The organism is Streptomyces sp. NBC_01314 (assembly GCF_041435215.1).
In the GTDB taxonomy this organism is placed as follows: Bacteria; Actinomycetota; Actinomycetes; order Streptomycetales; family Streptomycetaceae; genus Streptomyces.
In genome coordinates this window covers 635,359-661,190 of sequence record NZ_CP108394.1, presented here as the reverse complement: position 1 = coordinate 661,190, position 25,832 = coordinate 635,359, and the positions used below count along the sequence as shown (strand labels likewise).

Here is a 25,832-nt window from a genome sequence, read left to right as displayed (position 1 = left end):
GACGGCGTCACCTACATGGTCACGCGCCCCCGGCATGCCTCCATCGCCGAATTGTGGATCATGCCCACCGACCAAGCCTGACGGCCGTCCGGCCCGCCCGGCCCGTCCTCGCCCGGTCGGCCGCTGGGCCGGGCACGACGCATCACCACCACCCACCGGGTGCCGGATCACGGCGCCTGAAAGGAACCCCCCATGAGCAAGGTCATTCTCGTCACCGGTGCCGGACGCGGTCTGGGCACGGACATCGCCCGCGAGGCCCTCGCAGCAGGCCACCAGGTCGTCGCCACCGGCCGCCGCCCCGAAGAGGTCGAGAAGACGCTCGGCGGGCCGCAGGACAACCTGCTGGTCACCAAGCTGGACGTCACCGGCCTGGACGACGCCGAGGCCGCCGCGCAGGCCGCCGTCGACCGTTTCGGCCGCATCGACGTCCTGATCAACAACGCCGGGAACCTCTTCACCGGATACTTCGAGGAGATCTCGCCCGAGCAGATGCGCCGGCAGTTCGAGACGAACCTGTTCGGCCCGATGAACGTCACCCGCGCCGTCCTGCCGATCATGCGGAAGCAGCGGGCCGGCCATGTCATCACCATCACCTCGACCGCCGGGCTGGTCGGCATGGAGTTCACCTCCGCCTACGCCGCCTCCAAGTTCGCGGAAGAGGGCTGGATGGAGTCCCTGCGCTACGACATCGAGCCGTACAACATCCACACCACGGTCGTGGAGCCCGGCTACTTCCGCACCGAGCTCCTCGTGGACGGCTCCACCAACTGGCCCGAGCTGTCCATCGACGACTACGCCCCGCGCACCGCCCCCAGGATCGAGGGCATGAAGGGCATGAACGGCAAGCAGCCCGGCGACCCCGCCAAACTCGCCCGCGCCCTGCTCACCATCGCCGGCCAGGCCACGCCCCTGCAGCGCTTCGTCGCCGGCGCGGACGCCATCGAGGCCGCCGAGGCCAAGGCGAAGGAACTCCTCGCCCAGGCCGAGGCCTCCCGCGAACTGGGCGACAACCTCGCCTACGACGACACCCAGGCCTGAGAGGGGCAGGCATGCCACTGAAAGGCGAGTACGAGCCGAGCGCGGCGCGGTACGCACGTGACCATGTGGAGCTGTACGAAAGCTCCGGCGGTACGCAGGGAACGACGCTGGGTGTCCTGGTCACACGCGAAGAAGACGACGAACTGGGCAATGTGCCCGTCGTCATCCTGACCACCCTGGGCGCCAAGAGCGGCAAAATCCGCAAGTCCCTGGTCATCCGGGTGGAGCACGACGGCTCCTACGCCGTGGTCGCCTCCGCCGGAGGAGCCCCCAAACACCCGGTCTGGTACCACAACGCGGTGGCCGACCCCCGAGTCGAGCTCCAGGACGGTCCGGTGCGCCAGGACATGCTCGCCCGTGAGGTGACCGGGGACGAGAAGGTCGTGTGGTGGGCCCGAGCCGTCGAGGTCTTCCCGGCCTACGCCGAGTACCAGAACAACACGGACCGAGAGATTCCGGTCCTCGTTCTGAAGCCGGCGGCCCAGGAGCACTGACCCGGCACAGCCGGCTCAGCCCACCGATCCGCGCCGCCTGTCACTGACAACACCGGTTCGGCCTACGGCAACCCCGCGCCCTGAGCAACACACACCCCACATTCCAAGGCCTGCCGACTGATGGCGCACCGCACTGATCGCGACCGCTGACCGGGTCTGACGGCCGTTACGACAAGGAGTACCTGATGAAGCACGTATCACTGGGCGGGCTCGATGTCTCGCGCATCGGTCTGGGAGCCATGACGATGGCCGGCGTCTACACCACGGGTGGGGGGCTCGATGACGCCGAGTCGATCCGCACCATCCACCGTGCCCTGGATCTCGGGGTCACTCACATCGACACCGCCGAAATCTACGGCCCCTTCCACAGCGAGGAACTCGTCGGCAAGGCCATCAAGGGCCGGCGCGACGACGTCGTCATCGCGACGAAGTTCGGCCTCGTCTCGCACGCCGGCGCCGGCCCCGGCGTCATCGACAGCAGCCCCGCCAACGTGAAGACGGCGGTCGAAGGCTCGCTCAAGCGGCTCGGCACCGACCACATCGACCTCTACTACCAGCACCGCGTCGACCCGAAGACACCCATCGAGGAGACCATCGGCGCGCTGGCCGAACTGGTCGCCGAGGGCAAGGTGCGCCACATCGGGCTCTCCGAGGCCGGGCCGGAGACGATCCGCCGGGCGCACGCCGTGCACCCGGTGGCCGCGCTGCAGACCGAATACTCCCTGTGGACCCGCGACGTCGAGGCCGAGATCCTCCCGTTGCTGCGCGAGTTGGGCATCGGGTTCGTCCCCTACTCCCCGCTCGGACACGGCCTGCTGACCGGGCAGATCCGCACCGTCGACGACTTCACCGACGACGACTGGCGCAAGACCAACCCGCGCTTCACCGGCGAGAACTTCCAGCGCAACCTGCGCATCGTCGACGAAGTCCAGGCCATCGGCGCCGAGATAGGTGCCACCCCGGCACAGACCGCGCTGGCGTGGCTGCTGACCCGCGGCGACGACATCGCCCCCATCCCCGGAACCCGCCGGGTCTCGCGGGTCGAGGAGAACACCGCCGCCGACGCCGTAGAACTCAGCGCCGCTCAGCTCGACCGCCTCAACAACCTGACACCCGCCGCCGGCGAACGCCACAACGAGACCAGCATGGCCAGCATCGACCGCTGACCGCTGACCGCTGACCGCTGACCGCCGTGCCCGGCTCAGCCCGCGCTCCTGGACTTCGCGAAGGTCTGACGCCCCGGCGAAGCTCCCAGCCCCGCCTGTCCCACCGCCCAATCCGCGTCCATTCACCCCCTCTCCCTGATCACTGAAAAGGTTCCTCACCTTGTCCAAGGTTCTCCTTGTCGTCGGCCACCCCGACCTGTCCCAGTCGAAGGCCAACGCCGCGCTCGTGGACGCTGTCCGCGATCTGCCCCATGTCACCGTGCACGACCTCTACGCCACCTACCCCGACTTTCAGATCGACGTCGCCGCAGAGCAGGCGCTGCTGGCCGAACACGATGTGATCGTCTTCCAGCACCCGGTGTTCTGGTACAACACCACCCCGCTGTTCAAGCTGTGGCAGGACAAGGTCTTCACCTTTGGCTGGGCCTTCACCGTGGACGGTTCTGTCTCGCAACTGGCCGGCAAGAAGGCTGTTGTCGCCGTCACCACCGGCGTCCCCGCTGACCACTACACCCCCGAAGGCTCGAACCAGGCCACCATCGAGACCCTCCTCAGCAACTGGCACGCGACCCTGAGGCTGTGCCAGTTCGACATCCAGCAGCCCATGGTCAAGGTGCACGGCACCGCCTTCGGTCTCTCCGACGAAGACCTGGCCATCGCCGCCAAGCAGTACAACGAACTGCTCGCCTCCTACGCCGCCTGACGGCTCTCACCACCGCGGCCACTTGCCCTCAAGGTGACGCGGTAGTGAGGGGGCACACCAGTCTCCGGCCGCTCTTCGCCGTATCGGCGTCGAGCGGCCGGAGGCATGACCGCACAACCACAAGGTTCGCAATGCCGACCAGCTTGGCGAGACGGCCAAGCGGGTGGGCGCCGCACATGTCGGGTTCAGCGTCGAGATGTCAGCGATCGTTTGGCAATGCAGTGGTGGATGTCGTGCCGCGATGCGGCTGAACGGTCGCAGTCACTGCCGATGTGCCTCTCGGTGCTATGACATACCGCTGAAATGTCGATCTGGGAGTCTGGCCGAACGAGTAACTGCGTACCGCATTCCGGGACGATGTCTTGCATTGACGCAGGGGCTCTGGGCCCGCCATAGTGCAGCGAACACTCCTCGGGATCTGGTTCGGCTCCTACCCGGTCCGGAAGGACCCCGAAGCTGAAGCCGGAGTGCCGTATTGGGGAGAACGGGATGAAGACCGATGCCACCTCCGGCCTTTGCGGAGACTTCATGCTGGCTGTGTACCTGGACGAGCAAGGCCGTGTTCCCGGCTATCGCACCGGCCTCGGCTTCGGCCTGAGCGGCGCGATGCTGATGGAACTCGCTCTGGACGGCTTCGTCGACGCCCGGGACGGACGCATTGTCGCCGTCCACGGTGCACAGCCGCACGACCGCGCGCTCGGCGAGGTTCTCGTGCGGATCCGGTCGTCTCGCAAACCGCGTACGGCGTCGGAGTGGGTCAGGGTCCTGAGCGTGGGGGCGCACAGGCGTCTGGCGGTTGGCTTGATCGCTGAGGGTGTCCTTGTTCGCACGCAGGGACGGTGGCCGTTGCCGGCCGGGCGGGCTCGTCGCTACGACGTCCTGGCTGGGGGGAGGCGGGATGCCGTGGTCCGGTCCCTTGGCGGTACGGACTGTTCCTCCCAGCCCTTGATCGCGCTGGCCGCACTGGCGAGTGCGTGCGGGGCCGCGTCGGACGGCTGGGAGTGGAGCGAGCACGAGGCGATGCTGCGGTCCACGAGCCCGGTCTGTGCCCAGATCCTGACCGCGGTCGCCGACTGTGTGTGGCTCGGAACGCTCTCCTCCTGGACCTGACCCCGCCGCCTTTCCCGCGGCGGGAATCGGTGTTCCGCCGGTCAGTGCGGTCGGCGGACCTCGCGGAAGTCGGACTTGCGGATCCTTGCGTGGACGCCCTTCACGTCGTCGACGACCTGGGAGACCGCGAAGTCGCCCGCCGCGCTGAGGTACGCCATCGCCAGATGACGTTCGATGCCGTAGTCGGTCACGAGCAGGTCGAGCGCGCAGCGCACGCAGTCGCGCATCGCCTCGTCCAGATCCTTGTTCAGGCCGATGGGCACCAGGTAGTCATCCGTCTCGGCGAACGGTGCGACGCGGCCGTGGCCGGGCCGCAGGGCGGCACCGCCCGGCACCACATCGAGCTTCACGGTGGCGCGCAACGATGCCTCGAACGCGGTGAGGGCGACCTCGCCGTCGCCCTGAGCGAAGTGGGGGTCCCCGAAGTAGACCAGCGCGTCGTCGACCTGCACCGGGAGGAACAGCGTGGCGCCCTCGCCGAGCAGGGAGACGTCGATGTTGCCCCCGTGGCGCCCCGGCGGCACCGAGTGCGGTCGCTCGTCCCCGGGCACCGCCACGCCCATCACGCCGAGGAAAGGCCGCAGCGGGAAGCGGAGTGAGCCGCGGGCGGGGTCCGCCGGATCCACCGCCATCCGGCCCCACGCGCCGTGGCGATCCGCGTGTGCCGTGGCGAAGGTGAACGCGGGACCGGGCGTCGACGGCATCTCGCCGGGGAGTGCGCCGAAGCCGTGGCGGGCGGAGACCATGCCGTACGGAACCCGTGGGGCGAGGCCGAGAACGGTCACGGCGAGCAGATCGCCGGGCCGGGCCCCGGCCACGGCGATCGGTCCGGTGACGAGGTGCGGCCCGTCGTCGTCGAAGTCGTGCGGCATTCCGGAGTCCGCCACCTGCTGGGCGTCGTCGAGCACCTGGCCGCCCCCGACGCCGTAGCGGCTGAAGAACTCGACGGGGTTGCGGCCCTGGTCCTCGAGCACTCCCTCGTGGCTGATCGTGTCGACCGTGACGACGCTGCCCGGTCGAACGACGGCGCACGGTGAGTCCGCCTCGCACGGAAGGCGGCCCCACAGGGTGTTCCCCGGCGTGGCCGGGACGTAGGTCGTCGACGCGATCGCTCCGTGGCCGGGCTGGAGGATCGGGAAGCCGGTGGCGGCGACGTCGAGGAGGGGCGAGTCGATCGCGGTCATGGCCCACCTTTCAAGGAGTGGAAGGGCTGGCCCGACGCTAGGAACGTCCCGTTGCCCCGGTGTTTCCGGTGAGGGTCCGCGGCGTAAAGTCGTCTCGTATGGCAATATGGCATCTCGCATATGTGCCTGCAGAGGAGACCTGGATGGATGTCGGCGACGTTGTTCTCATCGGCGGAGCCGGCCTTGTCGGTGGATTCGTCAACTCCATAGCCGGCGGTGGGTCACTGCTCCTCTTCCCCGCGCTGGTCGCCGGCGGGCTGGGTGCGGTGGCCGCCAACGTCACCAACTCCGTGGCGCTCTGGCCGGGCTACCTGGGCAATGTCGCGGCACTGAGGGGGTCTTCCCGCCCGTCTTCCGTGACGTCACTGGCGGTCGTGTCCGCAGTGGGTGCCGGCGCCGGATGCGCGCTGCTGCTGCTCACTCCGTCGCGGATCTTCTCGGTCGCGGTGCCGTTCCTCGTCCTCGGAGCCAGTGCCCTCCTCGCCTTCCAGCCCCGGTTGCGGGCACTGCTCGGCGCCGACGACGGTGACCATCGCGTCAAGCTCTACGCCGGCACGCTCGCCGGCGCGGTCTACGGCGGCTACTTCGGAGGTGGGCTGGGAGTCATCCTGATGGCTCTGCTCGGCCTGACGCTGTCCGCTCCGCTGGCCGAAGTGAGCGTACTCAAGGGGACGTTGCAGCTGGTCGTGGCCACCGTGTCGCTCGTCGTGTTCGCGTTGTTCGGCCCCGTGCACTGGATGATCGCGCTCGTGGTCGCGCCGGCGTCCCTTGTCGGCGGAGTGCTCGGCGGCCGGCTGGCGACGAGGCTGAGCGAGCCGGTGCTGCGTGCCGCCGTGGTCGGCTTCGGCGTACTGGCCGGTGTCTGGTTGGGCATCCGCGCCTTCGGCTGACCGTTTCCGGAGACGGAAGGTCGGGCCGCGCCGGTCCGGCCACGGCCACGGGCTCGGGTCCGACGGCGAACGTCGTGTCCGCTGTCGGACCCGTGCGGCAGCCGGCCGGCGCCGGGCCGTCGGTCCCCGAACGCCGTCCGGCGGCGAGGACGGCTCAGATGTCGAGGACGGCTCAGATGTCGAGGACCAGTCGGTCGCCCTGACACCGGCCGACACAGATCATCATCGTGCGTCCGGCAAGGCGTTCCTCGTCGCTGAGCACGGAGTCCCGGTGCTCCGGCGTCCCGGCGAGCACACGGGTCTCGCAGGCACCGCAGTATCCCTTCTCACAGTCGTAGGACAGGCCGCTCACGGCGTCGCGCAGGACCTCGATGAGGCGTCGGTCGGCCGGCACGGTGAGCGTGACTCCCGTACGCGCGAGCTGGACCGCGAAGGTCCGGTTCTCCGCGGCGTCGAACGCCGTCTCAAGGCCGTCGCCGGCCGTGAAGCGCTCCAGATGCAGCCGGTCGGCGAGATCCAGACGGGCGCACTCCCGCTCGACGGCCGCCAGCATCGGCGCCGGCCCGCACGCGTAGACGGCGGTGTCCGCGTCCAGCCCGCCCAGCAGCCGGGGAAGGTCCGGCAGCCCGGCCTCGTCCTGCGGGAGCAGGGTGAGCGCGTCGCCGGCGACGGAGAAGAGCTCGTCGGCGAACGCCATCGTCGAGCGGGTGCGTCCGCCGTACACGACGGCGAAGGGCGTGCCGCGCCCGGCGGCCGCACGGACCATGGAGAGGACGGGTGTGACGCCGATGCCGCCGGCGATGAACAGGTAGGACGCCGCCGGCACGAGCGGGAAGTGGTTGCGCGGCCCGCGTACCGCGAAGGTGGCTCCCGGGCGGGCCAGTTCGTGCAGTTCGGCCGACCCGCCCCGGCCCTGGTGCTCGCGCAGGACGCCGATGCGCCACGTCGTGGCGTCGGCGGGGTCACCGCACAGCGAGTACTGACGCAGTCTGCCCGAAGGCAGCCGCACCTCGACGTGCGCGCCGGGCCGCCACGGGGGGAGTTCGGCTCCGTCCGGCAGGCCGAGGTCGACGGCGACGACACCCTCGGCTACGGCGCGTACCGCGGTCACCCGCAGTGGGGTGGGCGTGGTCAGCGCGCGGACCGAGCCTGCCGCCGTGCCCGCCCGGGGACCGGGCGTGAAGAGCGCGGGGATCGCGTCCCAGCCGGACTGGTTGCCGCGTGTCGGGTAGGCGACGAGCCCGTCCTCGATCACCCGGTAGTCGGGCAGCCGGGTCAGTACCTGCGTCATCATCGCGCGGAACATGGCCCGGGCGAGGTGTGCGCCGGCGCACCGGTGCGAGCCGATGCCGAAGCTGAGATGCCGGCTGGCGTCGCGGTCCAGCCGCACCTGCTCGGGGTCGGGGAACACTGCGGGGTCGTGGTTCGCGGCGACCCACGGGATCAGCACCCGGTCGCCCGCGCGCATCGGGCATCCGCCGACCTCGACGTCCTGGGTGACCGTACGGGCCATCGACTGGGAGGGGGCGAACGCGCGGAGGAACTCCTCGGTCGCGGTGTCCAGCAGATCGGGGGAATCGATCAGCTGTTGGCGCTGCTCGGGGTGGCGGGCGAGGTGGACGAGCGTCCATCCGGTCAGGGAGGTGGTGGTGTCGACGCCGCCGGCGATGAGCAGGCCGATCACCGACACCAGCTCGTCCTCGCCGAACTCGCTGCCGTCGCCGCGCCGGCCGGCCACCAGCGCGCTGACCGCGTCGGCCTGTGGCGCCGACCGGCGCTCGGCGATCAGCTCACGGATGCGCTGGTCCATGTACGCCAGTCCGGCGGCCCCGCGCACGGCGCGCTCGCTTGCGGCCGGGGCGGCGAAGATGTCGTGGATCGGTCCGGCCAGCTTCGCCCAGTCCTCCTCGGGGAAACCGAGCCAGTCCAAGGTCACCGCGGCCGGCAGCGGGTTGGTGAGGTCGCGCACGAAGTCGCAGGAGCCGAGCTCGATGAAGTCGTCCACGACACGGGCGGCATGGCGCTCGATCATGGGCACCAGGTGCTCGACCGCCTCCGGGGTGAGCAGCGGGTTGATCAGTTGCCGGTACTCGGTCGAACGCGGCGGGTCGAGCTCGATCGGATACTGATCGAGCCCCGGTCCCTTGGGGATGACGATGCCGACCCCCTGGCCGCCATGGTCGCTGCGGGCCGAGGAGAACGTCTCGTCGTCGCGGGCGATGCGGGCCACGTCGGCATACCGCGTCGTGTAGGTGAAGCCGCCGTAGGCGGCGGATCGGCCTACCGGGCAGGTCTCGCGCAGCCGCGCGTAGTAGGCGACCGGATCGGCGTTGGCCTCGTCGGAGTGGTGGTCGAAGTCGATGTCGGCGGACATGAAGGGCACGCTCCACGTGCTCGGTCTTCTGCGCGGTGTTGGCCGGCCGCGCCACCGGATGACTGCTGCCTCATCTGCGTCGGCCACCCTAAGGTGTGCCGCTGCCTGCGACAACGTCTCGTGGACGACGCTCAGAAGGTCAGCACGGCCTTGCCGACCGAGCCGGACCGGACCGCAGCGACGGCGTCGTTGATCTGCTCGAACGGGAAGTAGGTGATCATCTTCTCGACCGGGAACCGGCCCTTGGCGTTGAGTTCGAGCAACTGGGGCAGGAACAGCTGCGGCACGCTGGACCCGGCGATGATGCCGGTGACGCTGCGCCCGTTGAGGATGCTGCGCCACTCGAAACTCATCGACTCGCTCGGGCCGATGCCGATGACCCCGGCGTGGCCGAGCGGCCCGAGGGACTCCACCGCGGTGCGCAGGACGTCCGCGTGGCCGGTCGTGTCGATCACGAAGTCGAACCCCTCGGGGACGAGGGCGGCCAACTGCTCGGCGGCCGGTCCGGCCGAGGAGTCGACGGTGTGCGTAGCCCCGAAGCCGCGTGCCGCCTCCAGTTTGGCCGGGTTCACGTCGACGGCGGCGACGACCGCGCAGCCGCTCAGCGAGGCGGCGATGACGGCGGCCACGCCGACAGCCCCCGCCCCGAAAATCGCGATCGACGAGCCGGGGCGCGGCTGCAGCACGTTGAGCACGCCCCCGGCCCCGGTCTGGAACCCACAGCCGAAGGGTCCGGCCCGCAGCAGGTCCAGCGACGGGTCGATCTTCACGACCGCCCGCTCCGGTGCGACGACGTGGCTGGCGAACGACGACTGGCCAAGGAAGTGGGCGTTGACCTCCCGCCCCTCATGGGTCACGGCGGTGGAGCCGTCGGGGCGGCGGCCGGAGAAGTTCACCGCGTCGAAGCTGCGGCAGTAGGCGGGCGAGCCGGTGCGGCACAGAGCGCACGTGCCGCACGAGGCGAAGGACATGGTGACGGTGTCGCCCGGGCGTACGGAGGTGACGTGCGCGCCGACCTTCTCGACGACGCCCGACCCCTCGTGCCCGAGCAGCGCCGGTGTGGGGAAGAAGGTGGCGAACTCGAGGTCGGTGCCGCAGATGCCGACGCCGACTACGCGGACGAGCACCTCGTCGGGACGGGGCTCCTCCAGGTCCACCTCGGTCAGGACGAACGGCTGTCCGGGTTGCTCCAGCAGAGCGGCGGTGGCGCGCACAGGGGCTCCTCAGTGACTCACATTGCGAGATCGCATCTTGACATGCGTGACAAGGTCGGTCAAGGTTCACGTATGGCTGCTGTTGACTTCCCTTCCTCCAAGCACTTCATCGACGGCGAGTGGGTCGCGGCCCGTGACGGCGACACCCTGGACATCGTCGATCCGGCCACCCAGCAGGTGATCACCAAGGTGGCGCTGTCGGGCGGAGCCGATGTCGACGACGCGGTCGCCGCGGCGCGCCGCGCATCCCCTGCCTGGGCTGCGACCAACCCCAGCGAGCGCGGGACACTGATCCGGCGCTGGGCCGACCTGATCCTCGCCGACGTCGAGGCGCTGGCCGCCGTCGAGGCCCAGGACGTGGGCAAGCCACTGTCCGGGGGCCGGACGAACATCTACATCGCCCACGACATCGTCAACTACTTCGCGGGCGCGGCCGACAAGCTCACCGGGGTCACACTGCCGACCCGCAGCCCCGACTACCTGGGCTACACGGTTCCCGAGCCGTACGGCGTGTGCGCCGTCGTCATCCCGTGGAACGTGCCGGCCGTGCTCATGGCCGCGAACGTCGCGCCGGCGCTCGCCGCCGGGAACACGGTCGTTCTCAAGCCGTCCGAGATCGCGCCGCTGACCCCGTTCGCACTCGCCGAACTCGCCCGCCGCGCCGGCTTCCCGCCGGGGGTGATCAACGTCGTCGCGGGCGGCCCCGATGCGGGCGCCGCGCTGACCTCGCACCCGGGCGTGGACCACATCAGCTTCGTCGGCTCCACCGCCACCGGGCGGGCGATCATGACGGCCGCCGCGCAGAACCTCGTCCCGGTGAAGCTCGAACTCGGCGGCAAGTCGCCGAACGTGCTGTTCGCCGACGCCGACCTCGACACGGCGATCGAGGCGGTCGTCGCCTCGATCACCGAGAACGCGGGGCAGAACTGCTACGCCGGTTCCCGGCTGCTCGTGCAGGCCTCGGTGCACGACGAGGTCGTGGAGCGGGTCGCAGCCGCCATGGCCGCGGTCAAGACGGGGCCCTGGGACGCCGACCTGGACATGGGGCCGCTGGTCAGCGCCGCGCAGTTCGCCCGCGTCAGCGGATTCCTGGAGGACACCCCTCGCGAGGGGGCGCGGCTGGTCACCGGTGGCGCACCCACCGGCGACGGGTGGTTCGTCCAGCCGACCGTGTACGACGGTGTGGACGCGGGCATGCGCGTCGCCCGCGAGGAGGTCTTCGGCCCGGTTCTCGCCGTCCAGTCCTTCCGAGACACGGCCGAGGCGACCGAGCTGATGAACGCGACGGACTTCGGCCTGCTGGCCTGTATCTGGACCAACGACGTCTCCCGGGCGCTGCGGCTGGCGAAGGACGTCCGCTCCGGACAGGTGGCGGTCAACCAGTTCCACGACGCGGGAGTGATCGGCTTCCCGTTCAACATGCAGAAGGACAGCGGCTTCAGCCGGGGCGGCGGGTACGGAGCGCTGCGCGAGTACACCCAGGAGAAAGGCGTGGCCATCCGGTTGTTGGCCCGCTGAAACACGACACCATGGGAACCATCGCCGAAGCGCGGACCGGACCGGCCCGGGAGCGGGCAGGGCCGGACGCCGAATCGGCCGTGCTGGAGCGGGAACTGACCGAGGCCGTGCTCGCCGGCGCCGCGCGCTCGGACGTGCTCCGAACGCTGGTCCGGGCGACCGGTCGGCAGATGCGGCTGCTGTCCGCCGAGGGCGTGCCGCTGGCGACCACCGACGGCGGATCCGGAGTCGCCGTCACGGTGGCGGACGGGGTGCTCACCGGCGCGGCCGGACCGGTGGTCGACACGCTGGACGGCCTGCGGGCCACGGCGCTGGCCGTGCGTGCGGGGGCGACGGTGGCCGGTGTGCTGCTGATCGTCGGTCCCGGCGATCCGCGCACGCAGGCGCTGGCGGGTGCCGCCGTCACCGCGCTGCTCATCGACGCGGTGCGCGCGGGGGACGGCTCGGCCGAGGTCTCGTCGCAGTACACACCGGCCGACGTCGTCGCCGCGCTGCGGTCCGGGACGGTGAGCCCCTCGGTGTGGGCGGCGGCCGCGGGACTGGGGATCGATCTGCGGCGACCGCCGGCCGGCGCCGTACTGCACTACAGCGGCTCCCGTCTGCGTGCCTGGTCGACGGCCATCGCCTGGCTGGAGCACCCTGTGCAGCAGGAGGCGCGCACGGCGTGGACGGTGGTGACCGGCGAGGCCGTGCTCGCCCGCCTGCGAAGCCGGCTGCGCCTCATGACGGGCGACGAGTCCGCCGGCGACCACGTCGTCGCGGCGAGCGGCTCCCACCCCGACTCGCCCATCGGTCTGGCCCGGTCCTTCACCGAGGCCGAACGGCTGCTCGGTCTGGCCCGGGCCCGGCGCGTCCCGCTGCTCACCTTCGGCGGCGGCGGGGTCGTCCAGGTACTGCTGTCCCTCCCGCGCGCGCAGCTGGAAGCGTATGTTGAGGCGCATCTGGGGCCGGTCCGGCAGCGTCCGGAGCTGATGGCCACTCTCCGCGCCTGGCTGGCCGAGAAGGGCAGTCGGCAGAGCGTGTCCGAACAGCTCCATCTCCACCGCAACTCGGTGGGCTACCGGGTTCGCCAGATCAAGAATCTTCTCGGCACGGACCCCCTGCTTCCCGCCGCCTCGGCGGAGTTGCACCTGGCGCTCGCGGCGCTTGACCTGCTCGCGGCCGACGATCAGCGATCGCGCGGCGACGACGAGCCGGTCTGAGCCGTCACTGAACTGCCCCTCGCTACGGCCAGGGCGGTGTGCCGCATGCGTCCGCACCCGCTTCCGCCGACCCGCGGCCTGCGTGGTGAGCCTTTGGAACAGGTGAAACGGCGACGAAACCCAGTTTTTCCATACAAGCGTTGACAGCACTGTTCACCATGGGCAGAGTGGCCCCACAATGCGTTCCACCGCCTCGCAATGCGAGACGGCCGAGGTGAGGAGGGTCAGGGTGCGAGCGATGGTGCAGACCGACTTCGGGGGAGCCGAGGTCGTGTCCCTGCAGGACGTCCCGGAGCCGGTGTGCGGTGCGCGCGACGTTGTCGTCGAGGTCGCGTACTGCGGGTTGAACCGCCTGGACCTGCTGCAGCGCAAGGGGCCGGGCCTGATCCCCGGCTTCCGCCTTCCGCACGTGCCGGGCATGGACTTCGCCGGAACGGTGATGGCGACCGGATCCGCGGTCAGCTCCATAGCCCCCGGTGACCGGGTCATCGCCGATCCCACGCAGGGCTGCGGCGGCTGCCCGCGCTGCTCGGTGGGCGATCGCGCGTACTGCGTCAGCCCGCGCATCCTCGGCGGCAACACTCCCGGAGCGCTCGCCGCATACGTCCTGGCGTCTGCCGAATCGATCGTCCGGGTACCGGCGTCCCTACCGCTCGCCGCGGCTGTCACCCTGCCCACCGCCTTCGCGACGGCGTGGCACGCGGTGCACACCGTCGGAGCGCTGGATGCCGGTGAAGCCCTCGTCGTGCACGCGGCCGCCAGTCCCGTCAGCCTGGCGGCCATCGCGCTGGCCAAGCAGGCCGGTGCCTCGGTCGTCGCGTTCGCGGGCAGCGACGCGAAGCTGGCCGCGGCCCGCGCGGCCGGTGCGGACCTGGCCCTGCGCAACGACGAACCCGACCCGGTGAAAGCGGTGACCGCCTTCACCGACGGCGCCGGAGCGGACCTGGTCCTGGACCACGTCGGCACCAGCACCTGGCGCACCTCACTGGACTGCCTCGGCATCCGCGGGCGTGTGGTGCTGCTGGGCAACACCAGCGGCGACCAGGTGTCGTTCTCGCTCAGAGAGGTCTTCCACCGCGGCCTCAAACTGCTGGGCGCCGGCGGCTACACCTCGGCCGACTTCGTCGCCGCCACGTCAGCCTGCTTCTCCGCCGGCCTGCACCTGCCCACCGCCGCCCAGTTCCCGCTCGAGGATCTCGCCGAGGCATGGGACGTGCTCGGCGCCCGCGACACCATTGGAAAGGTCGTGATCACGCCATGACCGATCTGCTGATCGTGGGCGGCGACGTCGTCACCATGGACTCCGCGCGGCGGGTCCTCACCGGCGCTACGGTCGCCGTGTCCGGGGACAGCATCGCCGCACTCGGCACGGCCGAGGAACTGCGCGCCCGCTTCCCGGGCGCGCAGGAGATCGACGCGTCGGGCTGTGTGGTGATCCCCGGTCTTGTCGACGCCCACCAGCACACGACCGTCGATCCCCTCGTGCGCAGCACGATCCCGGATCACATCAGCTCACAGTCATCGATCTTCGACTGGATCGTCCCGCTGCACGCCCACGCCGACGGTGACGACGACGAACTGGCCGCGACCATCACCGCCGTCGACTGCCTGTCCCGGGGCATCACCACCGTGCTGGAGCCGGGCACGGTGGCCTACCCGGAACGAGTCGCCGCTGGGTTGGGCACCGTGGGTATCCGCGCGCGGGTCGGCGGCTGGGGCTGGGACGCCGAGGGCGTGCCGTTCGGCGCGCCCGCCGACGAGGTACTCGCAAGGCAGGAGGACATCGTCCGGTCCCTGCCGGCCACCGGGCCGGTCACCGGATGGGTGACACTCGTCGGCCACGACCTCGCCAGCGACGAACTCTTCGTCGGAGCGGCGAACCTGGCCGAGCGGCTCGACACCGGACTGACCTGGCACGTCTCGCCGGGACCCGCCGACATCGAGGCCTACGCCCAGCGCTGCGGGCGTCGACCGGTGGTCCACTTCGCCGAGCTGGGAGTACTCGGCCCGCGCCTGCTGCTGGGCCACGCAGTGTGGCTCGACGACGCGGAGGTCGACGCGATCCTCGACACCCGTACCGCGGTCGCCGCCTGCCCCGGGGCCTACCTGCGCCTCGCCCAGGGCTACACCCGCGCCTCGCGCCACGCCGAGCTGGTGCGCCGGGGCGGCCGGGTGGCGCTCGGCTGCGATGCCCACAACGCCGGCGACGCCCCGGACGTCCTCCTGGCCGCCTACCTGTTCGCCGGCCTCGAACGCGACCGTGACCTGCCCGACCCGATCCGCGCCGAGCAGGCGTTCGCGCTCGCGACGGTCGACGGCGCCGAGGCGATCGGTCTCGGCGAGCGGATCGGCTCCCTCGAGGTCGGCAAGGCCGCCGACCTCGTCGTACTCGACACCGGCGACCCCGCCTGGATGCCCCGGGGCGATCTCGCCCGCCAGCTCGTCTGGGGCCACGTCTCGCGCACCGTCCGTGACGTGCTGGTCGACGGCCGCGTGGTCGTCCGCGACCGGCGTCCGACCGGCATCGACCTATCTGCCGTCGCCGAGGCCGCCGCCGAGCGATCCGCCGCCCTCCTGCGACGCGCCGGCATCACGCCCCGCCCGACCTGGCCGACACAGCCGGCGGGCACCCAGTGAAGGAGACCATCCGTTGAACGTCATCCACATGTCCGGCCGCCCGCCGGCCCAGAAGCAGGGCCTGCTCTCGCAACTGGTGGTTCCGCGGCCGATCGCGATGATCACCACGCTCGACCCGGACGGAGGAGTCAACGTCGCGCCGTACAGCTACTACATGCCGGTGAGCGGCGAACCGCCGCTGATCGCCGTCACCATCGGCGCCCTTCGGCAGGACACACCCCAGCCGAAGGACACCTGGCTCAACATCGAGCGCACGGGCGAGTTCGTCGTCAACGTCACCACCGTCGAGATCGCCGAGCACATCGAGGCGGTGGCCCGCGAATACCCCCGCGGCGTCAGCGAGATGGACGTCGCCGACTGGCGAGCCGTGCCCTCACAGGTCCTCGACACGCCGTCGCTGGCCGACAGCCCCGCGCACCTGGAATGCCGTGTGCACGAGGTGATCGACCGCGGCGACCACACCACCTGCTTCTCGGGCGTGCACATCGTGCTCGCCGAGGTCGTCTGCATCACGACCGACGACTCGGTCATGTCCGCCCCCGGCCGCGTCGACCCCACCCGGGTCCGAGCGGTCGGGCGGATGGGCTTCCCGTATTTCGTCGCCGCGGAGGAGGAGTCCATCTTCCACCAGGAGCGTGTCGCCTACGCCGAGCTCGACCGGGCTGACAGGTCCGCCAACTGACCCATCCCCCTTGTCAATTGACTCACCCCCCCCGCCATTTGACTCACCCCCCGCCAACCGACTCACCCCCCGCAACGTCACCACCGCCCCGACAGGGCGGTGCCACCCAGTGAACGGAACCGCGCACATGACTGCAGGAAGATCCTTCTGGTGTAGCAGGGCGGCGCTCGGCCTCGCCCTCGCAGGAGCCCTCGCGCTCTCCGGCTGCGCCGGCAACGAGGCGACGGCACCCAAGGCGACCACCGCGGCAAGCGGCAGCAGCAGCGGCGGCAGCGGCGGCTCGGGCCTCAACGAACCCGACGTCAACGGCGACGGCAAGGTCGTCATAGGCGTCCTCAGCCCCGGCGACATCAACGACCACGGCTACTACCAGAGCTTCGTCGACTCGGCCGACGCCTTCGCCAAGGAAAAGGGCTGGAAGGTCATCAAGCGCGGCAGTGTGCCCGCGAGCGACGCGCTCAGCGCCGCACGCGCGCTGTGCCAGCAGCACGTCGACATGGTCGCGCTCGCCGCCAGCGAGCTCAAGGCCGCCATCCCGGCCTCCGAGGAGCCGGTCTGCGCCAAGACCGCCTGGTACGTGCCGTCATCGGCGAACATCGACCAGACCCCGCGGATCCTGCTGTCCTCCGACAACCCCAACCAGTCGATGCTCGCCGCCGGCTACGCCGCGGGCCTGAAGATGAAGGCGGCCGGCGACACCAAGGCCGGATTCGTCACCGGCATCAAGGCCGACTTCAGTGTCCTCGGAGCCAAGGCCTTCCTGGCCGGGATCCGGGAGGTCGTCCCGAAGGCCACCCTGATCAGCACCTACACCGGTGACTTCAACGACTCGGCGAAGGCCAAGGAGGCCATCCAGGCGCAGATCAGCCAGGGCGCCAAGGTCATCTACCCCTACCTCGGGGGCGCGACCGACGCCGCGGCGCAGGTGGCGAACGCCAACGGCGTGCTGACCCTCACCCCGGGCACCGACCGGTGCGACTCGACCAACCCGAAGTTCGACATCTCGGTGATCTTCAGCCCCGGCGCCTACTTCCGCGCCGCGCTGGAGGACTTCGCCAAGGACAAGCTGAAGATGGGCACACCGCGCGTGTGGCAGCTGGGCGTCGACCCCTACCCGACCATCAAGATCTGCAAGGGCCAGGGCGACGAGGACCAGCAGCTGGCGGAGTTCATGAAGAAGATCGGCAACAAGGAGATCGACCCGGCGGCCGAGGTCGAGCGCCTCGGCTGACCCTCCCGCCACCGACCCAGGAGATTCACACGCGATGACACCGACGACCTCAGCGACTCGGATCCTCGAGCTGCGTGGCATCACCAAGTCCTACGGGTCCGTCACGGCCTGTGACGCCGTGGACCTCACCGTCGACGCCGGCGAGATCCACGGTCTCCTGGGCGAGAACGGGGCGGGCAAGTCCAGTCTCATGAAGGTCCTGCTCGGACTGATCCGGCGCGACGCCGGCACCGTGCTGGTGCGCGGTGAGGAGGTCGCGCTGGACAGCCCGCAGGAAGCGGCCGAGCTGGGCATCGGCATGGTGCACCAGCATTTCAGCCTCATCAACGGGCTCACCGTGTGGGAGAACGTCGCGCTCGGCGACACCGGCACGGTGAACAAGCAGGCCATCTGCGCCGACATCGCCGAGGTCGCCGCGCGGTACGGGTTGCTGGTCGACCCCGAGGCGCGCGTCGACGCCCTCGCGGCGGGCGAACGGCAGCGCGTCGAGGTGGTCAAGTGCCTGCGGCGCAACCCCCGGATCCTGATCCTGGACGAACCCACCTCGGTGCTGACCCAGGCCGAGTCGCAGGAACTGTTCGCCGTGCTCGGCCGGGTGGTGCAGGAGGAGGGCCGCGCCGTCATCCTCATCAGCCACAAGCTCGCCGAGATCGTGCAGGCCACGGACCGGGTGACGGTCCTGCGCAAGGGCGGTGTCGCCTTCCGGGCGGTCACCGCCGAGACCACCGCGCCCGAACTGGCCCGCCAGATGGTGGGCCGTGACGTGTCGCTGCACGACGAGGGAGCCGCCCTCGGACTGCTCCCGGTCACCACGGCACGCACGGGAGGGGGCCGGGCACACGACCGGCCCCCGCCCGTCCTGCGCCTGGCCGGACTCACGGTCGAAAGAGGCGGGGTCCGGGTTCTCGAAGGAGTCGACCTGAGCGTCGGCGCGGGCGAGATCTGCGCCCTCTACGGCGTCGAGGGCAGCGGCCAGGCGACGCTCGGCGAAGTCCTCGCCGGGCTGGTCCTGCCGACCGCCGGCACCGTCGAGGTGTCCGGCCGCAGGGTCGACGTGACCCGGCCCGGCGCGCTCGGAAAGGCGGGTCTCGGCATTGTGCCGGAGGACCGGCACCAGAGCGGCGTCGTCCTCGACATGAGTGTCACCGAAAACCTGACGATGAAGTCGCTCGACAGGCTCAGCGGCCGGTTCCTGCTGCGCCGACGCGCGATGGCCGCCGAGGCCCGTCGTCTCGCCGACGAGTTCAACATCATCGCCCCCTCGCTCGACGCGCCGGTGCGCAGCCTCTCCGGAGGCAACCAGCAGCGTGTCGTGCTCGCCCGGGAACTGTCCGGTCACACCAGCGTCCTGGTAGCGGCGCAACCCACCCACGGTCTCGACGTCGGCGCCATCGAGGACATGTACGCCCGACTGCGCAGGGCGGCCGCGGAAGGCGTCGGAGTGCTGCTCATCTCCACCGAACTCGAGGAAGTCATGGCCCTTGCAACCTGGATCGCGGTGATCTCGTCCGGGCGGATCACCGGAGCACTCCCCGTCTCGGAGGCGACCCCCGAGCGACTGGGCATGCTGGTCGGCGGTGAGGCCGCATGAGTGCCGCCTCGCTGACGCGTGGGGACGAAACAGCCCGACGCGTGCTCGCCCTGCTTCGGCCCGGGCCCGGTGGCTGGATCGTGGCGGGACTCACCGTCGTACTGGTCGCCGTCGCCGCGGGCGCGTCCGCGCTGCTGCTCGTGCTGACCGGTGGCTCGCCGAGTGCCTCGGCGGCCGCGATATGGACCGGAAGCCTGGCCAATGCCACGGGATGGACGACGACGCTGCTCAACGCGGCGCCACTGCTGCTGGTCGCGGTCGGTGCGTGCATCTGCGTCTCGGCCGGTACGTTCAACATCGGCCAGGAGGGGCAGGTGCTCATCGGCGGCCTGACCGGAGCCTGGGTCGGGCTGCGGCTGGCCCTGCCCGGCCCGACGCTGGTCGTCGTGGTGCTGATCGCCGCGGCCGTCGGCGGTGGCGCCTGGGCCGCGCTCAGCGCGTTGATGCTCCGCCTGCGCGGCGTCAACATCCCGGTGAGCACGCTGCTGATGACGTTCCTCGCCATCCAGCTCGTCACGTTCGCGGTCAGCACGCCGGGGCTCCTGCAGGAGAGCGCGCAGGGCTCGTCGGGCATCGCCGACGCGGCGTCCAACCCCGTGCCGGCGAACGCGCAGCTCGGCGGCTTCGGGCAGTACCCGTCGGTGCAGCTGAACGTGGGCCTGCTCATCGCCCTCGTCGCCGCGGTGGGCGTCGCCGTGGTCCTGAACCGCAGCCGTTGGGGCTTTCGGGTACGCATGGTCGGACTGAATCCGCTGACGGCCAGGCACACCGGCATCCGCGTGGCCGCGCTCGGCGGGTTCGCCCTGGCGCTGTCCGGCGCCTTCGCCGGGCTGGCAGGCGGGCTACTGCTGATCAGCCCGGTCGGCACCAACCGACTGCAGGCCGGGCTCTCGGACAACTTCGGCTGGGACGGCCTGCTCGTCGCGCTCGTCGCGCGCAACCGGCCCCTGGCCACGATCCCGGTGTCGTTGGCGTTCGCCGTACTGCGCGCGGGCGGTGACTTCCTCTCGGCCACGGGCGTGCCGTACTTCCTCGTCGATGTCGTCAAGGCGTTGCTGGTCCTCGCGTTCGTGGCGCCGCCCGTCCTCGTCGACCTCTTTCGCAGGCGTCGCGGTGTCACACCGCAGGCGGCGCCCGCCGTGTCCGTCGTCCCGACCAAGGTGAAGGCAGTTGTGTGAGCGTTCTGGACAGCACCACGACCATTCTCGCGAGCGGTGTCCGGCTGACCGTGCCGCTGGCGTTCGCCGCCTGCGGTGAGTACGTGGCCGAGCGCGCCGGCACGATGAACATCTCCGTCGAGGCGATGATGCTCGGCGCCGCGTTCACGTCGGTCGCCACGGCGAGCGCGACCGGCAGCGCCGCCGTCGGCCTCGCGGCCGGCGTCGCGACCGGCCTCGTCCTCGGCTTCGTGCACGGCAACTTCTCCCACAGGGCGCAGATCAACGCCTTCGTCGTCGGCCTTGTGCTGAACGCGCTGGTGCTCGGGCTGACGAGCTACCTGATCACGACGAACGAGTTCGTCTCGCACCAGGTCGGGATGGTGTCGATCCCGCTGCTGCAGGACATCCCGCTCATCGGCAAGCCGCTGTTCTCCGTACGCTGGCCCGCCTTCCTGCTGTTCCTGCTGGTGCCGCTCACCTGGTGGCTGGTGGAGCGCAGCCGCTGGGGCCTGGAACTGCGGGCGGTGGGGGAGAACCCGCAGGCCGCCGACGTCACGGGCATCAAGGTGAACATGCGGCGCCGGCAGGCTCTGCTGTGGTGCGGCGCACTGGCCGGTCTCGGTGGCGCGTACCTCGCGGTCGGCGAGGTCGGATCGTTCAACCAGAACATGACCGCCGGCCGCGGATACATCGTCATCGCCGCGGTGATCTTCGGGGCGTGGCGGCTCGGCCGGACCATGCTGGGCTGCCTGGTGTTCGGCCTCTCCGACGCGATGCGCCTGGCGCTCCCGGCGCTCGGCGTCACCCTCAACGCCCAACTGCTCGTTGCGGCCCCGTACCTTCTCGCGCTTCTCGCCATGCTGCTGTTCACGACCCAGCACCGGGAGCCCGCCGCGCTCGGCCGGCCCTTCGAGCGAGGGTCGACCTGATGGCCGGGACCCGGCGACGGCGGATGCCGGCCCCTCGAACGCACGGGGCCGGCATCCGCCGTGGGTATGCGACACCGCTGTCAGCGCCGGCGCAGCGCCGAGGTCTCCAGCGCCGGCGGCGTGTAACCGACGTCGAGCGGGTTGAGCGCGCTGCCCGGCGTGACGAGTTCGTCGATCCGGTCCAGCGCCTCGGCCGACAACGGCCGGTCCACGGCGGTGAGCTGCGACAGGAGCTGGTCGTGGGTGCGCACGCCCATCACAGCCGTGCTGACGCCGGGATGGGCGAGCACGAACCGCAGCGCCAGCTCGACGAGCGTGCAGCCCTCGTCGGCGGCCAGACGCACGAGTTCCTCGACGACGGCGAGCTTGCGTGTGCGCACCCGCTCGTCGGCGAAGTCGAAGTGGTCGCCGTTCCTCAGCGCGCGCGAGTCCGCCGCCGGTTCGGCGCCGACCCGGTACTTGCCCGTCAGCCAGCCGCCGTTGAGCGGGCTCCAGACCATGACGCCCATACGGTGCCGTTGCGCGGTGGGCAGGGCCGCGGCCTCCGCGTGCCGGGCCAGGACCGAGTACGACAGCTGCTCCACGGTGAACCGTTCGCGGCCACCGCGCCGCGCCGCCCACTGAGCCTCCACGATCTCCTCGGCCGGGAAGCTGGAGGTGCCGATAGCCCGCACCTTGCCCGCCCGCACCAGGTCGCTGAGGGCGCCGAGGGTCTCCTCGACGTCGGTGTGGGGATCGGGACGGTGGACGAGATACACGTCCAGGTGATCCGTCCCCAGCCGGCGCAGGCTGTCCTCCACGGCACGCGTGATCCACAGCCGGGAGGTGCCGCCCCGGTTGCGGTCGAGCGGGCCGGCGGGCATCCGGCTCGCGACCTTCGACACCAGGACGACGTCGTCGCGCCGTCCCTTCAGCGCCCGGCCGATGATCTCCTCCGACTCGCCGAACGCGTACACATCAGCGGTGTCGACGACGTTGACCCCGGCGTCCAGCGCCGTCGCCACCATGCGGTGGCACTCCGCCTCGTCGGTGTTGCCCCAGGCGCCGAACATCATCGACCCCAGGCACAGCTGACTCACCTCGATGCCCGTCCCACCCAGAATCCGGTAGTGCACGCTGCCCTCGTATTCCCAGCCGACGCCCTGTCGCTGTCCTCTCGCAGGCTCGCACAGCGGCAGGCCGCAAACCGATGTCGCGCGGGGCCAGCATCCCTGGCCTGCGTGTTGTGTCCGCAGCACATCGACCCCCGGGCGCGTGCGCGCCTAGTCTCGAAGAAATCCGAACCACTCACCATGGAGGTACCGTGGCCACCGGTCTCACCTCGGCACGCTGGACTCACGTCGCGCTGCCGACCGGCGATCTCGACAAGGCGATCGCGTTCTACACCACACTGACTCCGCTGGTCGTGGTCGAGCGGTTCAAGGACGCCGACGGCGAGAGCGTCTGGCTCTCCAACGACCAGCAGGCCGAGACGCCGTTCGTGCTCGTCCTGGTGTCGTTCAACAAGGACAAGGGCACTCAGCAGGGCCTGCTGCACCCGTTCGCGCACCTCGGCATCGAGGTGCCGACCCGCGGGGACGTCGACGTACTCGCGGACCGGGCCCGCGAGCTCGGCTGCCTGCACTGGGAACCGAGGCAGATGCCCGATCCCATCGGCTACATCTGCGCGCTGAAGGATCCCGACGGCAACGTCGTCGAGATCTCCCACGACCAGCGGGTGTTCGACTCGGTCCGCAAGAAGTGGGGATCGTCCTGAAGGACACCCGCGCCGCCGTCGAGGCGTACCTCGCGGCGTTGAACACGCATGACGCCGATGCCGTGGTCGCCTGCGTGGCCGAGGATTTCGTCAACGAACACACCTCGTCGCTGGGACACAGCCGCAAGGGCCGCGCCGAGTACCGTGCTGCGCTGACCGGGTTCCTCGAGAACTTCGGGGACCTGCACTACATGCCCGAGCGCCTCCTCGTCGACGGCGAGTCGGCCGCGGTGCCGTACGTCATGACGTTCCGGATGCGTTCGGCGGGTGATCGCCCCGTACGAGTACGCGGGGTCTTCGTGTTCACCGTCGTCGGCGGCCTCATCACGCGTCGCACGGACTACTGGGACAGTGGTGAGGTGCAGCGGCAGCTTGCGTGACGTCCCGGCCCGCAGGCCCGCAATCGGCGCCCTGACCCGGCAGCCCGCCCCTGACACCCCGCCCGCTTTTCTGCGGACGGGGTGTCCGTGCCTTCCCGGACCGGCAATTCTCTGAGCGTGACGCTGTCTCGAACGAGAGATGCTCGCCATGCGAGTAGACCGCTGGAGACACCGATGGGCACCCCGCCTGCGTCCACCCGGGACTCGAGAGCCCGTACGACACGGTGCGCGGTTGTGGGTGACCCGGGCTGCGGCGCCTGTGAAGAACGCGGGCGCCGTCGTCAGTCGACGTCTGTGCCCAGCCCTGGGCGACCGTCCCACTCTTCTTCTCCGGCCGCGCATGCGGGGGGCCTCGGGCGTGCGCCCTCGACCGTAGGCAGCCTTGTCGTGGCAGAGAAGCCGCTGTCAAAGGGACGGTGACCTGCCAGTGGAGCCCGCCATGATCGCGGCGCAGCTCCTGGCATGAGCCGGACGGGCCACGCCCGCCGGACCGGACGGGCCACGCCCGCGGACGGCGCGGCCGAGTCCGCATTGGGCCGGTGGGTCGGGAGCGTCGTACTCGGTGCTGCGGAGAAGGGCTCGTCCACGGGCGCGAAAGGTCAGGCCGCAGCCGGGGGCGCGGACGAAGGCCACCGCTGTCGCATGCCCCTGGATAGCTCTCCGGGGTACTTGCCGGCGTAGTCGCTGAAGCCGACCGGCGTCAGCGGCTCGTCCGGATCTCCCGTGGCAGAGACTCGGTCCGCGCCGCGTCGACGGTCGCGGAGCCGACCCACCGACTGGTTGATGCCGGCCGGCAGGGCGACGTCCTTGCGTGGCGTCAGCCATGGCAGCAGGGCGGGGGCCTGGGGCACCAGTCCGATCGCCTCCAGCGCGCAAGCCCAGTGCCGATGTCATCCCGAGAGCGTCAGGCTGCCGCTGCCGTACGCGTCGATTCAGACGAAGGCCCGCGGCAGAGTGGACTTCCCGCGACGGCTCGGGCTGATCAGGCCGATGAACGGCCCGCGAGGTCTTCGACGGGGCCGGGGACGGCCGACGGGAGCGAGGTCGTCCAGGTGGTCATGACGGATCCTTTCCGGCCGGCTGCGGTGCGGCTGGCTCCAGCGGGTTCAGCGTGTGGAACCGGCGTCCCTGATAGGTGAGCGGCTCCCCTCCGCCGACCACCACACCGGCCACGTCGATCAGGATGATCGTGTGGTCGCCGGCGGTGAGGCGCTGGTGCACGACGCCCTCGAACGACAGGGTGGCGCCGTCGAGCAGCGGTGGACCGAGCTCACCCGGACTGAAGTGCGCCGCAGCGAACCTGTCGACGCCGGCCGTCGCGAACGCCTGCGCCACCGGGTGCTGGTCGGCCGCCAGGACGTTGACGGCGACCGACTCGGCCTGACTGAAGGCCGGGTGGACGTCTGCCGTGTCGGCCAGACAGACCGAGATCAGCGGCGGGTCCATCGACACGCTGGTCACCGAGTTGGCGGTGAAACCGAACCGCTGCCCGTCCACTTCGGTGGTGACTACACAGACAGACGTGACCATCGAGGACAGTCCGTCGCGGTACGCCTGCGGGTCGTGGCGGATGACCGGCCGGCGCTTGACGGTGTGATCCATGGAGGGGGTAGGCATGTCAGACCACCACCATCTCGCCGGCACACTCCGGCGCGCCGCAGGCATCGCCGCCGACGGTGATCCGGGACGGTTGTCGTGTCGCGGGATTCGGCAGGGAGGTCGGCCCGGAGGCCGGCGGGGAGAAAGCGGATCTCATCATGTCTTGCCTTTGCTAGGGATGCCCCGACGCTAGGATGGGGTGTCTCGTATGTCAACATGCCATCTCGCATTGAATGCCGCAGATGAGGTCTGGGGCTCGGCAAGGTTGTTCTCGTCGGCGGCGTCGGCCCGCCGGTGGTGCGAAGGGAGGGGAAGGCCGCCATGTGGCGGGCTCGCGCCGGAAGATCAACGGCTCCCGCATGCCGGTGTGCTGTGCGGGTGCCGAAGGACGCCGGGCGCTGCCGGTCTTTTCGTCGAGTGTGTAGAAGGCCTCGCCGACACGTAGAAGTCCTCGTCGATCAGTCGCTGGGCCATGCCGGGGCCTGGGGCTGTCAGCGAGGCGCCCATGGCGTCGGCCTCCGCCCGCCCGGGTGGAGAGTGGCGATCCTTGCACCGCGAGTCTCGACCGCCCGCTACTTCGACACTCCCTTGGGCGCGTGCGCATCGGTCAGTTCCAGGGCGGCCTGCGGGCCGCTGCGGGAGCGCAGCCACCAGTCGCGCATGCCCCACAGGACGAGCGCGCCGTAGATATGGCGTAGACGTAGACGTAGACGTAGACGAAGCCGGAGAAGGCGTAGCCGTTGGTGAAGGCCGGCGGGACGCCGACCAGGTCGACCAGTAGTCAGGCGATCCAGAACTCGACCATGCCGGGCGCCTGGGCATCGCCACCAGCCGTACAGGGCCACGGTCATGACGACGGCCTGCTTGTCGGCGCTGCCGGCCAGGTGGCCGAAGAAGGCCCCAAGAGGATGAGGCCGGACAGGAACTGCACCGGCCAGGTCCACAGGGAACGGCTCCAATGTCGGGCCGTGAAC

The 25,832-nt window shown here is 70.5% G+C and carries 23 protein-coding genes and 1 pseudogene; 17 read left to right on the top strand and 7 right to left on the bottom strand.

Annotation, left to right across the window (positions count from 1 at the left end; genetic code table 11):
- Nucleotides 1-192: 192 nt before the first annotated feature.
- From OG622_RS03050 to OG622_RS03030, 5 genes are all read left to right on the top strand, one after another.
- Nucleotides 193-1,038 (top strand): SDR family oxidoreductase, encoded by an 846-nt coding sequence (locus tag OG622_RS03050; RefSeq protein WP_371573024.1) that lies wholly within the window; start codon nt 193-195, stop codon nt 1,036-1,038.
- A gap of 11 nt (nt 1,039-1,049) precedes the next feature.
- Complete coding sequence (locus OG622_RS03045; RefSeq protein ID WP_371583988.1) at nt 1,050-1,532, top strand: nitroreductase family deazaflavin-dependent oxidoreductase; 483 nt, start codon at nt 1,050-1,052, stop codon at nt 1,530-1,532.
- Nucleotides 1,533-1,717: 185 nt separating this feature from the next.
- Nucleotides 1,718-2,698, top strand: a complete 981-nt coding sequence (locus tag OG622_RS03040) for an aldo/keto reductase (RefSeq protein ID WP_371573021.1) — start codon at nt 1,718-1,720, stop codon at nt 2,696-2,698.
- Between the two features lie 160 nt (nt 2,699-2,858).
- Nucleotides 2,859-3,401 (top strand): NAD(P)H-dependent oxidoreductase, encoded by a 543-nt coding sequence (locus tag OG622_RS03035; RefSeq protein ID WP_371573019.1) that lies wholly within the window; start codon nt 2,859-2,861, stop codon nt 3,399-3,401.
- A gap of 489 nt (nt 3,402-3,890) precedes the next feature.
- Nucleotides 3,891-4,511, top strand: coding sequence for a GPP34 family phosphoprotein (locus OG622_RS03030; RefSeq protein ID WP_371573017.1), 621 nt, complete (start codon nt 3,891-3,893; stop codon nt 4,509-4,511).
- Between the two features lie 41 nt (nt 4,512-4,552).
- On the opposite strand, the gene OG622_RS03025 is transcribed toward OG622_RS03030, so the two are convergent.
- Nucleotides 4,553-5,695 carry an acetamidase/formamidase family protein gene (locus OG622_RS03025; protein WP_371573015.1) on the bottom strand — a complete coding sequence of 381 codons (1,143 nt, stop codon included), beginning with the start codon at nt 5,693-5,695 and terminating at the stop codon, nt 4,553-4,555.
- 143 nt (nt 5,696-5,838) lie between these two features.
- On the opposite strand from OG622_RS03025, the gene OG622_RS03020 reads away from it, so the two are divergent.
- Entirely contained in the window at nt 5,839-6,585 is a 747-nt protein-coding gene (locus tag OG622_RS03020) for a sulfite exporter TauE/SafE family protein (protein ID WP_371573014.1), read from the top strand.
- A gap of 172 nt (nt 6,586-6,757) precedes the next feature.
- Here OG622_RS03020 and OG622_RS03015 read toward each other — a convergent pair whose 3' ends face one another.
- The gene (locus OG622_RS03015; RefSeq protein ID WP_371573012.1) at nt 6,758-8,959 is read right to left on the bottom strand and encodes a cytochrome P450; all 2,202 of its coding nucleotides are present in this window, start codon (nt 8,957-8,959) and stop codon (nt 6,758-6,760) included.
- Between the two features lie 131 nt (nt 8,960-9,090).
- Nucleotides 9,091-10,173 (bottom strand): NAD(P)-dependent alcohol dehydrogenase, encoded by a 1,083-nt coding sequence (locus tag OG622_RS03010; RefSeq protein ID WP_371573010.1) that lies wholly within the window; start codon nt 10,171-10,173, stop codon nt 9,091-9,093.
- Nucleotides 10,174-10,245: 72 nt separating this feature from the next.
- On the opposite strand from OG622_RS03010, the gene OG622_RS03005 reads away from it, so the two are divergent.
- The 9 genes from OG622_RS03005 to OG622_RS02965 all read left to right on the top strand — a co-directional run bounded on the left by OG622_RS03005 (nt 10,246) and on the right by OG622_RS02965 (nt 21,123).
- The gene (locus tag OG622_RS03005) at nt 10,246-11,691 is read left to right on the top strand and encodes an aldehyde dehydrogenase (protein WP_371573007.1); all 1,446 of its coding nucleotides are present in this window, start codon (nt 10,246-10,248) and stop codon (nt 11,689-11,691) included.
- 11 nt (nt 11,692-11,702) lie between these two features.
- Nucleotides 11,703-12,893: a PucR family transcriptional regulator gene (locus OG622_RS03000; protein ID WP_371573005.1), complete on the top strand. Its 1,191-nt coding sequence runs from the start codon at nt 11,703-11,705 to the stop codon at nt 12,891-12,893.
- A 238-nt stretch (nt 12,894-13,131) separates the two neighbouring features.
- Nucleotides 13,132-14,154 (top strand): zinc-binding dehydrogenase, encoded by a 1,023-nt coding sequence (locus OG622_RS02995; RefSeq protein ID WP_371573004.1) that lies wholly within the window; start codon nt 13,132-13,134, stop codon nt 14,152-14,154.
- Nucleotides 14,151-15,530: an amidohydrolase family protein gene (locus OG622_RS02990; RefSeq protein WP_371573002.1), complete on the top strand. Its 1,380-nt coding sequence runs from the start codon at nt 14,151-14,153 to the stop codon at nt 15,528-15,530. The genes OG622_RS02995 and OG622_RS02990 overlap by 4 nt, the downstream gene beginning before the upstream one ends.
- Nucleotides 15,531-15,543: 13 nt before the next feature.
- Entirely contained in the window at nt 15,544-16,212 is a 669-nt protein-coding gene (locus OG622_RS02985; RefSeq protein WP_371573000.1) for a flavin reductase family protein, read from the top strand.
- Nucleotides 16,213-16,339: 127 nt separating this feature from the next.
- Nucleotides 16,340-17,443, top strand: coding sequence for a BMP family ABC transporter substrate-binding protein (locus tag OG622_RS02980; protein ID WP_371572997.1), 1,104 nt, complete (start codon nt 16,340-16,342; stop codon nt 17,441-17,443).
- Between the two features lie 34 nt (nt 17,444-17,477).
- A complete protein-coding gene (locus OG622_RS02975; protein ID WP_371572996.1) occupies nt 17,478-19,034 on the top strand; it encodes an ABC transporter ATP-binding protein in 1,557 nt (518 codons plus the stop codon).
- A complete protein-coding gene (locus OG622_RS02970) occupies nt 19,031-20,212 on the top strand; it encodes an ABC transporter permease (RefSeq protein ID WP_371572994.1) in 1,182 nt (393 codons plus the stop codon). Before OG622_RS02975 ends, OG622_RS02970 begins: the two co-directional genes overlap by 4 nt.
- Entirely contained in the window at nt 20,209-21,123 is a 915-nt protein-coding gene (locus OG622_RS02965) for an ABC transporter permease (protein ID WP_371572992.1), read from the top strand. The genes OG622_RS02970 and OG622_RS02965 overlap by 4 nt, the downstream gene beginning before the upstream one ends.
- Before the next feature lie 80 nt (nt 21,124-21,203).
- Here the strand turns inward: OG622_RS02965 and OG622_RS02960 are convergent, their stop codons facing one another.
- Nucleotides 21,204-22,238, bottom strand: coding sequence for an aldo/keto reductase (locus tag OG622_RS02960; RefSeq protein WP_371572990.1), 1,035 nt, complete (start codon nt 22,236-22,238; stop codon nt 21,204-21,206).
- Nucleotides 22,239-22,426: 188 nt separating this feature from the next.
- Between OG622_RS02960 and OG622_RS02955 the strand changes: the two genes are divergently transcribed.
- On the top strand, nt 22,427-22,879 hold the full coding sequence (locus OG622_RS02955) for a VOC family protein (RefSeq protein ID WP_371572989.1): 453 nt from the start codon (nt 22,427-22,429) through the stop codon (nt 22,877-22,879).
- On the top strand, nt 22,864-23,259 hold the full coding sequence (locus OG622_RS02950) for a nuclear transport factor 2 family protein (RefSeq protein WP_371572987.1): 396 nt from the start codon (nt 22,864-22,866) through the stop codon (nt 23,257-23,259). Before OG622_RS02955 ends, OG622_RS02950 begins: the two co-directional genes overlap by 16 nt.
- 599 nt (nt 23,260-23,858) lie before the next feature.
- Here OG622_RS02950 and OG622_RS02945 read toward each other — a convergent pair.
- The 3 genes and pseudogenes from OG622_RS02945 to OG622_RS02935 form a co-directional block, all read right to left on the bottom strand.
- Nucleotides 23,859-24,110 carry a hypothetical protein gene (locus tag OG622_RS02945; RefSeq protein ID WP_371572985.1) on the bottom strand — a complete coding sequence of 84 codons (252 nt, stop codon included), beginning with the start codon at nt 24,108-24,110 and terminating at the stop codon, nt 23,859-23,861.
- A 205-nt stretch (nt 24,111-24,315) separates the two neighbouring features.
- Nucleotides 24,316-24,876, bottom strand: a complete 561-nt coding sequence (locus tag OG622_RS02940) for a flavin reductase family protein (protein WP_371572982.1) — start codon at nt 24,874-24,876, stop codon at nt 24,316-24,318.
- A 554-nt stretch (nt 24,877-25,430) separates the two neighbouring features.
- Nucleotides 25,431-25,816 (bottom strand): annotated as a pseudogene (locus OG622_RS02935) (nicotinamide riboside transporter PnuC); the annotation flags it as partial.
- Nucleotides 25,817-25,832: the final 16 nt, after the last annotated feature.

Excerpts from the sequence above, each read along its gene's own strand:
- OG622_RS03050 (WP_371573024.1), top strand. The coding sequence starts at position 193 with ATGAGCAAGGTCATTCTCGTCACCGGTGCCGGACGCGGTCTGGGCACG.
- OG622_RS03045 (WP_371583988.1), top strand. The coding sequence starts at position 1,050 with ATGCCACTGAAAGGCGAGTACGAGCCGAGCGCGGCGCGGTACGCACGT.
- OG622_RS03040 (WP_371573021.1), top strand. The coding sequence starts at position 1,718 with ATGAAGCACGTATCACTGGGCGGGCTCGATGTCTCGCGCATCGGTCTG.
- OG622_RS03030 (WP_371573017.1), top strand. The coding sequence starts at position 3,891 with ATGAAGACCGATGCCACCTCCGGCCTTTGCGGAGACTTCATGCTGGCT.
- OG622_RS03025 (WP_371573015.1), bottom strand. The coding sequence starts at position 5,695 with ATGACCGCGATCGACTCGCCCCTCCTCGACGTCGCCGCCACCGGCTTC.
- OG622_RS03020 (WP_371573014.1), top strand. The coding sequence starts at position 5,839 with ATGGATGTCGGCGACGTTGTTCTCATCGGCGGAGCCGGCCTTGTCGGT.
- OG622_RS03015 (WP_371573012.1), bottom strand. The coding sequence starts at position 8,959 with ATGTCCGCCGACATCGACTTCGACCACCACTCCGACGAGGCCAACGCC.
- OG622_RS03005 (WP_371573007.1), top strand. The coding sequence starts at position 10,246 with ATGGCTGCTGTTGACTTCCCTTCCTCCAAGCACTTCATCGACGGCGAG.
- OG622_RS03000 (WP_371573005.1), top strand. The coding sequence starts at position 11,703 with ATGGGAACCATCGCCGAAGCGCGGACCGGACCGGCCCGGGAGCGGGCA.
- OG622_RS02995 (WP_371573004.1), top strand. The coding sequence starts at position 13,132 with ATGGTGCAGACCGACTTCGGGGGAGCCGAGGTCGTGTCCCTGCAGGAC.
- OG622_RS02990 (WP_371573002.1), top strand. The coding sequence starts at position 14,151 with ATGACCGATCTGCTGATCGTGGGCGGCGACGTCGTCACCATGGACTCC.
- OG622_RS02980 (WP_371572997.1), top strand. The coding sequence starts at position 16,340 with ATGACTGCAGGAAGATCCTTCTGGTGTAGCAGGGCGGCGCTCGGCCTC.
- OG622_RS02975 (WP_371572996.1), top strand. The coding sequence starts at position 17,478 with ATGACACCGACGACCTCAGCGACTCGGATCCTCGAGCTGCGTGGCATC.
- OG622_RS02970 (WP_371572994.1), top strand. The coding sequence starts at position 19,031 with ATGAGTGCCGCCTCGCTGACGCGTGGGGACGAAACAGCCCGACGCGTG.
- OG622_RS02940 (WP_371572982.1), bottom strand. The coding sequence starts at position 24,876 with ATGCCTACCCCCTCCATGGATCACACCGTCAAGCGCCGGCCGGTCATC.